6 protein-coding genes are annotated in these 12,374 nt (G+C 40.8%); 5 read left to right on the forward strand and 1 reads right to left on the reverse strand.

Going from position 1 to position 12,374, the window contains the following annotated elements:
- Positions 1-20: 20 nt before the first annotated feature.
- The gene (locus tag ACRD64_RS05080; RefSeq protein ID WP_430932142.1) at positions 21-3,230 is read right to left on the reverse strand and encodes a SusC/RagA family TonB-linked outer membrane protein; all 3,210 of its coding nucleotides are present in this window, start codon (positions 3,228-3,230) and stop codon (positions 21-23) included.
- A gap of 846 nt (positions 3,231-4,076) precedes the next feature.
- Between ACRD64_RS05080 and ACRD64_RS05085 the strand changes: the two genes are divergently transcribed.
- The 5 genes from ACRD64_RS05085 (at position 4,077) to ACRD64_RS05105 (ending at position 12,374) form a co-directional block, all read left to right on the forward strand.
- Entirely contained in the window at positions 4,077-5,318 is a 1,242-nt protein-coding gene (locus tag ACRD64_RS05085; RefSeq protein WP_430932143.1) for an ROK family transcriptional regulator, read from the forward strand.
- 24 nt (positions 5,319-5,342) lie between these two features.
- Positions 5,343-6,944 (forward strand): arylsulfatase, encoded by a 1,602-nt coding sequence (locus ACRD64_RS05090; protein ID WP_430932144.1) that lies wholly within the window; start codon positions 5,343-5,345, stop codon positions 6,942-6,944.
- Between the two features lie 214 nt (positions 6,945-7,158).
- A complete protein-coding gene (locus tag ACRD64_RS05095) occupies positions 7,159-7,743 on the forward strand; it encodes an RNA polymerase sigma-70 factor (RefSeq protein WP_430932145.1) in 585 nt (194 codons plus the stop codon).
- A gap of 95 nt (positions 7,744-7,838) precedes the next feature.
- Positions 7,839-8,876 carry a FecR family protein gene (locus ACRD64_RS05100; RefSeq protein ID WP_430932146.1) on the forward strand — a complete coding sequence of 346 codons (1,038 nt, stop codon included), beginning with the start codon at positions 7,839-7,841 and terminating at the stop codon, positions 8,874-8,876.
- Positions 8,877-9,002: 126 nt separating this feature from the next.
- Positions 9,003-12,374, forward strand: a complete 3,372-nt coding sequence (locus ACRD64_RS05105) for a SusC/RagA family TonB-linked outer membrane protein (protein ID WP_430932147.1) — start codon at positions 9,003-9,005, stop codon at positions 12,372-12,374.

Genomic DNA, 12,374 nt, shown 5'->3' on the forward strand with positions numbered 1-12,374 from the left:
CATTTAATAATTACACCAATCTAAAACGTAACATTTACACCAAAATTAAATATCTGGGTAATTGGAATCAGCGGGGAACGCCCAATTTCCGGATCCAGATGGGAAAAACGGTTATTGGCCCAGGTGATAAGGTTACTACCATTGGTGTATACTCTTACCTTCTCTATCCCCAGCTTGCTGCATAAGTTTTTTGAAAAAGTATAGCCAAACTCGGCATTTTTCAATCTCAGGTAAGATACATCCGTGGTGTAATATGAGTTAATTGTATGATTAGTATTTCTCTTATAGGAGGACAGAGCCGGGTAGGAGATCTCCTCTCCATTGTCCCAACGTTCCTGGGTCCAGGCATTTTTCTGGTAGGCAAAATAATATCCGGGATCTCCGTATTCCCATACTCCCGCGGCGGTAAAGTTCTTGGTTACCTGGGCAGCCCCCTGGAACATCAACGACAAATCAAACCCTTTATATGAAAAGGAAAACCTTGAACTGTAGTTGATTCGCGGAACGGTTGGATAGCCAATCACGTCTTTATCTTCAGCACCGATGTTACCATCCTCATTCAGATCCTTATATTTTAAATCCCCCAAACGAGGCGTGGCTCCCGAATAGGTGGTTTGATTAATCTCCTCTTCGGAAATGTAATACCCATTGCCTTCCGAATCCCAATCGACAATCATACCGGTATATTGCCCAATAGAGAGACCTTGTTTTGTATAAGGTTGGTAATAGTTATCTCCCTTGCTGGCTTCATCGGCAAATACGTTTTTATTGATGGCATAAGCAAAGGTATTGCGAATGGAGAAAAAGAAATCATTATTAAGTCTTTTCTTATATTCCATCTCCACCTCAAATCCTTTATTATCGACAATTCCCAGGTTCGCTTTGGGATAAATATCAGCCAAACCGGTCACGTCAGATACCGTTTGGCGGGTAATCAGGATATTCTCTCTTCTTTCTTTAAAAGCATCCACCGACAAAGTCAGGGTGTTTTTCAAGAAGCCCATATCAATCCCATAGTTCTGTTTGTAGGCAACCTCCCAGGTAATATTTGGGTTTCCGAGCAAATTCTCCGACACAAACAAATCACTGATCGTTTTAATAGCTCCACTGGTTTTCACATTCATTTTATCCAGGTACAGGAATCGTGAACCGCCAATATTATCGCTACCCACTTTACCATAAGAGGCCCTCACCTTAAGATTGGAGAAAACATTAAGCGATTTAACAAAGGGTTCGTTCGACAGCACCCAACCAACAGATCCGGCAGGGAATATGCCATAACGATTACCCTTGGCAAATTGCTCCGATCCGTTATAACCAATATTGAATTCGGCCAGATAACGATTCTTCAACCGGTAGGTTCCGCGACCGGCAACACCCATATAATTATACGGCAGTAAATTTTCACTGCTGCCACTAGCCACTTCTTTATTGTCGCGTTGTGCCAGCACCATCCCTGTCACCTTATGTATTTTATTAAAGGTGCGGTTATAATTGATTACCCATTGTAAATTCGAGCTGTACCTAAAACTGGAACTCTTGGAAAGGGAAATGGGATAAAACTGAAGATCCTCTTCGGGTGTAAATTGAATGGCATCGTATATTTCGCCTTCCAGAGTCTCCTGCTCATTAATATCAAACTGATAACTGGTATTGCTCTTACTTCCAGAGATAGACGAGCTGGAATAGGTGTCAAAAGAGGCCATTACTTTTGAGGATAGCCCCTTGGTGATCTTGCTTAAGTCAAAATCAACATAGGCGGTGGTATTCAGGTTATCGGATTCAGAACTGTTATAGCCCCTAAAATTCAATATGTCGTAGGGATTTTTGTTGCTTACGTTATCGGGGGTAATAGGATACCCTTCGGGGATTCCATACTCTTCCCATCCTGCGGGAGAGAGCGGCCCGGGTGTAACCGGGGTCATGGAATTGATCCCCACATATACTTGAGAAGCCTTCGAGGTGGTACCATTCACCTTATCTACATAGCCGGCCAGCTTAACCCCGGCGGAAATCCATTTGTTCACTTTCATCTCCACGTTGGTTCTGAAATTGTAACGGTTCAACTTAAACTGAGGATCATATCCGACTTCATCTTTAGATAGGGCATCGTAAAAACTTTTCTGATTGAGAACACCTGCGTTGAAAAAATACTTGAAACGATCGTTTCCGCCCGACATATTTACATTGTATCGCGACATGGGCGCAAAGTCGTTGAGCATGATATCATACCAATCGGTATTGGGATAAAAAGGACTGGTTCCAGCCTTCATCAGTCCGATCTGCCGTTCTGTATATTTGGGGGCATACCCATCGTTAATCAGGGCCTGGTTTCTCATTTCGGCATAATCCCACGAATCCAACATCTCGGTTTTGTAGGTTAAATGTTGCAGCCCGAATTCATAAGTAAAACTGATAGATGGTTTTTCGTTTTGACCTACACGGGTCGTCACCAAAATAACACCATTGGCTCCACGAACCCCAAAAACGGCCGTGGCCGAGGCGTCTTTCAAAACTGTCAGGCTCTCTATCTCATTCGGATCGAGCTGGGTAATATTGTCCCGGGGAATCCCATCCACCAAAATCAATGGCTGAGCTCCGTTGGTTGTGCTGAGCCCTCTCAGATAAATAGAATAGCCTTCAGCGCCTGGACGACCACTGCTCTGTATCGTCGTTAAACCCGGCAGCTGACCGGTGAGTGCCCCAATGACGTTGGGGGAGGGACTTTGCTTGATTAATTCTGTTTTTACCGCGGCAACCGACCCGGTAACGCTTATTTTCTCCTGCTTACCATAACCTACAGCCACAACTTCTTCCAGTTGTGTAAGTGCAGATTTCATAACGACATCAATAACTAAATTCTTTTTTAGGGGTATTTCTTGTGTTTCCATCCCGATAAAACTGAAAACCAATACCACTCCATCCGGAATGTTTTTCAGGATGTACTGCCCGTCTGCACCGGATGTGGTTCCAATAGTGGTTCCTTTTATCATCACGGTTACTCCGGGGATTCCCTGGCCATCTGTCCCGCTAACGGTTCCCCGAACCGTTTTGTCAGATTGTTCCAACAGAATAGGAGGTTCATCTTCAAAGTTCAAGTTATCGGCAATTGCCTGTCCTGAACTTGCAAGAAAAATAAAATAAGCAAAGAGAAGTGCCTTTTTTATTTTCTGATTGAGCAATTTGCAACCCTCTCGAAGGAAGGAATGATTGAATCGTGTTTTTTTCATAAGAGTTTAATAGTTTATTTATCGGGTTATAACTTACTTATCAAACTTGTTTTGCATAAATTATAAGCCTTAACTATGTGATATTTGCATGTTTTTATTAGCCCGCATGGTAGGCCACCCAATAGGTCTAATTAAAGCCTGTTAAAAAAGCGGATCGATTTCGGTTTTGTCATTATGTTCCCCAAGAATCCACAAGACCTACTTTTTCTGACACGGTGGCTGATTTACTTTCATCTAATTAGCACAAGCACTATTAACCCGCAGGAATATTTAGATGACATCAGATTTGAAGGCTTCATAATTGGAATGCTTTTTTTACTCGGTTAATTAATCATTACATTTCTAATTTATTTGCAAAGCCTATGTTCTCATTCTTTCCTCCTTTCTTTCTATTGGTGATTAAACTTGATATAATAAGGATTTCGGCCACTTTATCCATTCAGTCCCACTATAAGCCTGGGATCTACAATGTTCTAGTTCTGTACGTTTCAGTTTTTTTACAACAATTGTCAATTCTTTCCGGCTTCACTAACTAAATCACGACTCTCTCTCTGTTAATTACATTCAGGTTTCCAGAACTTATGAAAATACGCCATTTTTAGGGCCTATTTAGAATAAAGCCTTTTTAAAATAGATTTTAAAAGTAAACAATACATTTTAATAATCCAACTTATAAAAATGATATTAATAAGTTATAGAAGAAAATAAGTACTAAATGTAATATGAAAAAGAATGAAAAACAGGTAGTTATAAAAATTAACATTTGTAAACACATATTATGTGGAGTTGTTTGTGTATGTTATTAATATTATTTTCATATTTTTGTATGGAGAGAACGAGATGATTATGAGAAAAGAATATGCAAAGATGGATGCGGCATTGCTGCATCAAACCAACAAAAAGGTAATTTTAAAACTAATAAAAGAGAAAAGCCAGATAAGTCGGTCGGAACTGTCCAGAGCAACAGGATTGACCCCGCCCACAATTACGCGAATTGTAAACGAGCTGGTGGATTCTGAAGGGATCGCGGAATACGTAGGCGTGGGAAATTCAAGCGGGGGAAGGCCTCCTGTGATCGTAAAATTCAAGTACGAAAGTAATTGCATTATTGGTATCGACCTTGGGGCAACATACATCAGGGGCTGCCTGGTTGACCTGAATGCAAATTTTATTTCGGAAATTCAAGTTCCTACTGAAATTGAACGTGGATTTGACAGTATAATCGAGAAAGTAGTGCAAGTGATAAACAAGCTTCAGAAGCGAAAGGAGAAAGACGCAAGGATTTGGGGTGTTGGAATCGGTGTTGCCGGGCTGGTACATAGCGAAACCGGGATCATAGAATCGTCCCCTGATTTTGGCTGGTCTAACGTCAGTCTGAGAGAAGTATTAGAGAAGAAGCTGGATGTGCCTTTTTTCTATGACAACTCGACACGTTTAATGGCTCTTTGTGAATTAAAGCTGGGGGAAAGACAAAATCTGAAAAACTTTACGGTAATCAACTTCGGTTACGGGATAGCTTCGGGGCTGGTGATCGAAGGAAACCTGGTGAAAGGTTATGCTGGTTTTGCCGGTGAATTCGGGCACATTGTGGTTGACACAAACAGTAAGGTACAGTGTAAATGCGGAATGTATGGATGCCTCGAGGCGTTGGCTTCGGGACACAGAATTGCCAACCGTGGCAAGGCCGAAATGGAAAACGGCAATGCCGATTTGCTGAAAGATCTGTGCAATAACAATTCCAACCTTGTGACTGCCGAACAAGTCGCCCGTGCGGCAAAAATGGGCGATGTGGCCTGTCTAAAAATCTACGATGAGGTCTCGGAATATTTGTGCAAGGGCATTGGCACAATTGCCAACCTTCTAAATCCGCAGACCGTTTATATTGGAGGTGGAATTTCCTTAAGCGGCCAGTTCCTTTTTGACTTAATTGAAAATAAAAAATCTAAATACCTTTTGCCGGCAAACATCAATGTCCAGATTCTTCCTTCCAGTTTTGGGGAACAGACAACAGAAATTGGTGCAGTATCGTTGGTTTTAGATAAAATTATGAACCTGGAGTTATCTGCCAAAAAAATAGGTTTTAAATAGATTAAAATTTAATATTTTTTAGTTATGATTAGTTGTAGATTGTTTACATTCCTGATAATTGTTGTTGGACTCTTTGGTTGCGCTTCGCAAAGTTCTGATAAATCCAAAGAGAATGATGACAGCATGAATAATGAACGACCGAATGTCATTTTTATTTACGCCGACGATTTGGGACGCGGGTTACTGTCAGGCGAAGGGCAGAAAATTATCAAAACTCCCAACATCGACCGCTTGGCCGACGAAGGGATGCGATTTGAAAATGCTTATGGTTGTATGTTTTGTGCCCCTGCCAGGGCAAGCCTGCTGACCGGATACCATGATTGCCATGGCGATAAATGGAAAATTAGTGCCGGTGGGGCCTACAAAAAAATCTCAACAGGTGTGATGACTCCCCAGGAGATAGAATCAAAACTAAACCAGCAACAAGGCCAGATTCCGGAAAATGAAATATTTCTTGGCGAAGTTTTTAAAAAAGCGGGTTACACAACCGGTCAGGTAGGAAAACTGGAATGGGGGTTCTCGGCTACCCATAAACAGATGAAACGCCATGGCTGGGATTATTATTACGGATACCTCGACCATGTGCGGTGTCACGGCTTCTACCCTCCATTTCTTTTTGAAAATGGAGAATTGGTAAATATAGAAGGCAACACCGATATTCATTGTGGTAGAACAAATGAAAAAGAGACGGAAAAAGCTTTTAATCAAAGATGGAATATGGAAGGGAAAGCAGTGTATTCCCAAAACTTGTTCCTCGAAAAAATGCTGGGTTTTATCCGTGAAAACAAGGACAAACCCTTTTTTCTGTATCACCCTACGCAACTGCCTCATGGACCTGTTGCTACCCCGAAAGTATACGACGAATTTGTAAATGACGACAGGCTTACTCAGATTGAAAAAGAATATGCGTCGATGGTGAAAATGCTGGACGAGCATGTGGGTATATTAATGGACGAATTAAAAAAGTTGGGAATTGATAAAAAAACATTGGTGATCTTTTCATCGGATAATGGCCATGAGATATATTATAGCCAAGAGGGAAGAATATTAAAACCGGTTAGGAATATGTCCACCGGGGAGTTTTTCGACGACATAGAAACCAAATATTACAGCGAGCTGGGTGGCGATGTTTTTGATGGGAATGATGGCATGGCGGGGATAAAACGCAGTAATTGGGAAGGAGGGGTCCGTGTGCCTTTAATTGCACGTTGGCCCGGTAAAATTAAAAAAGGTATTACATCCAATGTATTGGTTGCCAATTACGATTTTCTCTCAACGATGGCTGATTTGGTGAACTATGATATACCGGTTGAAAAAGATGGAGTTTCTTATTTGCCGGAATTGTTGGGACAGGAAGGCAAGAAGCATAATCACGTGGTTTATTCTTCTTTTTTGGGCCCAGCACTGGTAACCTCAGATGGTTGGAAAATCAGGTACTTTATTTCTGAAGATATATTTCAGTTGTATTATCTGCCTAACGATTATCGCGAAGAGAATAACCTGATATCAGAACATAAGGAAAAGGCCGAGCACTTAATTGAATTATTAACGGATGAATGTAATGGCGACCTTAATAACGGTTGGTTTAGGGTTAGAAATATTATTTTGTCACCTATAAAAAAGTGAGATAAGGATTGTTATACGAGCAAGTTTCGTTTTCACCTTGATTATATTAGAAAACCCCTGCCAGCTTTATCAGGCAGGGATTTTTTAATGCAGATTGCGGGTTTAAATAAAAAAGTTTACAATATGGCTATTTATTGCTCGATATTGTTTTGATTTGTAATATGAATATAGATATTTGTGTCTATTCCTTATTCTAAAGCCTCGATTACATCATATGAACAACGAAAAAAATGATACACATGATTTTCTTTTGCTTGAGTTACAGAACGGGCATGATGGAGCTTTTGATTATATTTTTCGGAAATATTTTAAAGGGCTTTGTGCACAGGCCAATTTGTATGTTAATGATTTAGACAAAGCCCAGAGTCTTGTTCAGGACTGTTTTGTGAAATTATGGGTAAACCGTGAAAATGCGTGCAGCATAAAAAATCTTCCGGCATATTTGTCCTTTATGGTGCGCAACCAATGTGTCGACTATTTGCGAAAGAACAAGTCTTTAGAGAATCTTCATAGGAAAGCTGAAAAAGAAAGAGCGGAAACGAACTCCGAGGATTATATTTTTGAGCGGGAATTTGAAGAAAAACTGATTGTTGTTTTGTCTGTACTCCCCGAAAGGAGCCGAATGGCTTTTGAATACAGTCGTTTTGAAAATCTTACCTATAAAGAGATTGCCGAAAAAATGAGTATTTCGGTAAAGGCTGTCGAGGCATTGGTTAGCCGGGCTCTAAAAACATTGCGAATCGAGCTAAAAGAGCATCTCTCTTATTTAGCCATTCTTCTTTCCTGCACAATTTTCTAATTGTTTTAACTTTTTTTTATATTTCCATATAGGGTAAGGACCCTTATGGTTCGTCCTAAGTGTAAAGTCATATTATTAAAATTTGATACAAACACGTGAACAATCATCAATTGGAAAATATTATAACGAAATCCCTGGCAGGGACATTAAATGCGGAAGAGCAAGAGCTGCTTAACCATTGGATTTCAGAATCGAAAGAAAACGAGAAGGAATTTAAGGCTTATGCTTTATTGTGGGAGAAGTCGCAAAAGTTGGTATTATCTGACTCAATCGATGTTGAATCTTCTTTAACCGAGACAAAAAAACGAATAGCCAAACTAAGCCCGAAAAAACGTTGGCAGACCTATTTACGTCAGGCTGCGGCAATTTTATTGCTGTCGCTTTCATTTTCTTTTTTATACAACTACTGTGTACTCGAAATTGATTCCGAAGAGGTGGTTATGCAGGAAGTTAAGCCTGCATTTGGTACGCACACCAAATTGCAACTTGCCGATGGTACGACAGTTTGGCTCAACTCAGGGAGCACACTTCGTTTTCCAACTTCGTTTGCTAACCTGGATGAACGGAAGGTAGAGTTAAACGGGGAAGGTTATTTTGACGTTGCTAAGAATGATGCCAAACCATTTATAGTGAAGACTCCGAAACTGGGCGTAAAAGTATACGGGACTTCGTTTAATGTATCAGCTTACAAGGAGTATAACACAATGACAGTGGCCCTGGAAGAAGGGAAGGTAGCTTTGGTTAATGAATACAGTAGCGGGCCAAAAGAATTGATGACAATGAAGCCAAACGATATTGTTGAGTACGATTCGGAGAAAAACAAACTCTTTCATTCGTCAAACTCGAACCTAAAAAAGTACACTTCATGGAAAGATGGTTATATTGTATTTTATGACGACCATATCAATGATGTGGTTCAAAGGTTAGAGAAATGGTACAATGTTAAAATTGAAATACAAGACCAGGCCTTGCAGGATTACAGCTTCACGGCAACCTTTACCGATGAGACCCTGGAGCAGGTCCTGAATTTGTTGAGTTTATCGTCGCCCATGAGCTATAAGATAGTGTCTGCGCAAAAGCAGGAAGATAATTCATTTAGCCCCCGAAAAGCAACTTTATCAATAAAAAAATAATTCCTATGACGTAAAAAAAATCCAAAAAAAAACAGGAAAGTGTTGGCGCACCCTCCTGTTGCTTTTTTCACCTGAACTGCTAATTCAGGAAGTAATTTTAGTATTCACTTAATACCCCACAAATTTATGAAAAAGTTTTTAAATTGGTGGAAAATCATTTCTTTGGTTTTACCATCCAGAATGTTATTAATTATGAAACTGACAGTGTTAATCATCTGTTTTAGCTCTCTCGGAGTTTATGCTTCTAACTCCTACTCGCAAAACACGAAACTATCGTTAAATTTTAACAATACCTCCATTAAGGAAGTGTTGGTTGAAATAGAAAACAACAGTGAGTTCTTCTTCCTCTACAATAATAATCTGATTGATGTGGATAAAAAAGTGGATGTGGATGTAGAAGATGAAAAAATTACAGATATTCTTAACTTGATTTTTGAGGGGCAGGATGTTGAGTTTTCGATTATTGACCGGCAGATCATTATTTCGCCAAGCGATATTTATCAAGCCGCACAGTCTGGGCAATCTCGTGTAACCGGTAAAGTAATTGATTCACGGGGTGAATCCATACCCGGTGTATCAGTGTTAATAAAAGGTACTTCAACAGGTACCGTTACCAATATCGATGGTGAATTCTCCATTTTAGCCGGCTCTGGTCAAGTGTTGGTTTTCTCATTTATCGGAATGAAAACACAGGAAATAAAGGTGGAGGGACAAAGTTCAATCAATGTTACCTTGGCGGTTGATGCCATTGGTTTGGAAGAGGTTGTAGCCATTGGTTATGGTGTTATGAAAAAAAGCGACTTAACAGGCGCCGTAGTTAATGTAAATATTGAAGAATTAAGTGAACTCCCAAATGTCTCTGTCATCCAGTCGATGCAGGGAACTGTACCAGGTCTGAATATTGGTGCCGTAGATGCAGCGGGTGAAAACCCATCTATTTCTGTTCGTGGACAAAATTCGCTTTCAAGCGGTTCAGCTGCCAATGCTCCATTAATTGTAGTTGATGGAATTATTTACCGGGGAAGCCTGATCGACTTAAATACCGCGGATATTGAATCTGTTGATATTTTGAAGGATGCCAGTTCAGCCGCCATTTATGGTTCGCAGGCATCAAATGGTGTTATGCTTATTACCACTAAAAAAGGAGATGACTCGGGAAAACCCATCATCAACTATTCGGGAAGTTACACCCTGCAGGTACCCTCAAATAAACTGGAGCCCATGGGAGCAGCTGAAATTACAGATTTTCTCTGGGATGCTTATTGGGCAAATGGCTCGCGTATTGGACCTGATTATGTAGAGAGAAATCCGGATTGGTCGCCCGAAGACATTTTATCAACCAATGAAATGAAAGAAGGATTTAGAAATGGCGTGGACAACAGTATGTGGGATGATTTAACCGGAAACGGTTTTATTAATACCCATAATATAAGTGTTCGTGGAAAAACAAAAAACTTCGGCTATTTTTTCTCCGGTGGTGTAACTGATGTGGAAGGCTACATGGCCAACGACGAATATACCAAGTACAATTATAGAATTAACCTGGATGCAAAAATTAATAGCTGGATGAATGTGGGAATGGAAACTTTCCTTACCTCGAGTGATTATTCGGGTGTGGCGCCTAACTCGGGTGTGGCATTTCAAATGCAACCATGGATCCCTTACTATGATGAGGATGGAGAGCCTTTGCGTGACCTGGCAGGAGTTTGGTTTAGCCCGCTATTAACCATTCAGCAAGATGATTCTGACAAACGTTTGAACCTTTTTGCAAATATCCACGCTGATATTAATCTTCCGATAAAAGGTTTAAATTACAGGGTTAATTTCTCGCAGAATTACCGTACAACCAACCACGATAACTTTAATCCGTGGGGAGCTACATACACCGGATACGGATATAAAAATTCTTCAATTGGCTACGACTATACTGTAGATAATATCTTAACTTACAAAAAAACATTTAATAATGTACACAACGTAAACGCAACTTTGGTTTATGGTGTTGAAAAACGCGAAGGTTCATCTACAAATACAAGTGCACAAAAGTTTACCAACGATTTATTGGGCTACAACTCACTGGAGCAAGGCGAAGCCGAATTAAGAGGGCTGAATACCGGTGCATGGCAGGAGCAAAGTTTGTATTCCATGGCACGCGTATCGTACAATTATAAAAACAGGTACTTACTTACCGGTACTTATAGGAGAGATGGTTTCTCTGGTTTTGGTGCGAACGATAAAATTGCCACCTTTCCCTCTGTAGCCGTTGGCTGGGTGGCCTCGGAAGAAAGTTTTGTGAAAGAAAAAACAGAAGACTGGCTCGACTATTTGAAACTAAGAGCTTCGTATGGTAGCACAGGTAACCGTGGAGTAAGCCGCTATCAAACCCTTGCCAAAGTATCGGCTTCACCGGTCATTACCTTTGGTGACGGAGTGCCAGCCACCATAGGCCAATATCCTACCAGCCTTCCTAACGATGCATTAGGTTGGGAAACCACCACCGGACTAAACCTGGGGTTAGATTTTGCGGTCTTAAATTCAAGGATACACGGTAACATCGAGTATTACAAAAACTCAACGGAAGGCGGGTTGTATTCTATTTCCTTACCCCGATTGACCGGTTTTGGCAGCATCATGAAAAATATAGGGGCTGTTGACAACCACGGTATTGAGTTTACCCTAACGGGAGATGTTATTAGACGTGGTGATTTCACATGGAGTACAACGGTTACCTTCTCCAGGGTAAGAAACGAAATTGTATCTATTCTTGGTGAAGACAATGACGGGGATGGGATTGAAGATGATCTGGTTCAAAGCGGCCTTTTTATCGGTAAACCAACCAGCGTTATTTACGACTACGAAATTGAAGGCATGTGGCAACTGGCCGATGAAGAAGCCGGTGTGATACCCGATGGATTTTTACCGGGTACCTACAAACTCTCTGACCTGAGCGGACCTGACGGTGAACCGGATGGAGTTATCTCGTCTGCCTATGACCGGAAAATTTTAGGATATACCGATCCTAGCTACAGAATGGGTTTTGCCAATACGCTCAAATACAAAAGGTTTAGCTTGTATGCCTTCGTTAACACTATTCAGGGAGGAAAAGATTATTACTACGCCAGAGATGTGCTTCCTTTAGGTAATAATACTGTTCTCGAGCGCTACGATAAAGCAAATATGATTGCAGGCGGATGGGATTACTGGATGCCTGAAAATCCTAATGCCCGATTCCGCAGACCTGATGCCGTTGCGGCCTATGACCCTGACCCGGTTATGCAACGTAATTTTATTCGCCTTCAGGATGTCTCTTTATCTTATACTTTCCCAAAATCAGTCATCAACAAATGGGATATCAACAGCTTAAAAGTGTTCATGAGTGGCAAAAACCTGTTGACCATCACAGATTGGAGAGGCTGGGATCCTGAATCCGGCCAGGGATTTACCGTTGGAACACCTGTTATGGCAAATTATACGTTAGGTGTAAATGTTGAATTTTAA

It is taken from the genome of Saccharicrinis sp. 156 (assembly GCF_050589685.1).
In the GTDB taxonomy this organism is placed as follows: domain Bacteria; phylum Bacteroidota; class Bacteroidia; order Bacteroidales; family Marinilabiliaceae; genus Saccharicrinis.

Coding starts and splice junctions, on each gene's coding strand:
- ACRD64_RS05105 (WP_430932147.1), top strand. CDS start 9,003: ATGAAAAAGTTTTTAAATTGGTGGAAAATCATTTCTTTGGTTTTACCA.
- ACRD64_RS05085 (WP_430932143.1), top strand. CDS start 4,077: ATGAGAAAAGAATATGCAAAGATGGATGCGGCATTGCTGCATCAAACC.
- ACRD64_RS05095 (WP_430932145.1), top strand. CDS start 7,159: ATGAACAACGAAAAAAATGATACACATGATTTTCTTTTGCTTGAGTTA.
- ACRD64_RS05080 (WP_430932142.1), bottom strand. CDS start 3,230: ATGAAAAAAACACGATTCAATCATTCCTTCCTTCGAGAGGGTTGCAAA.
- ACRD64_RS05090 (WP_430932144.1), top strand. CDS start 5,343: ATGATTAGTTGTAGATTGTTTACATTCCTGATAATTGTTGTTGGACTC.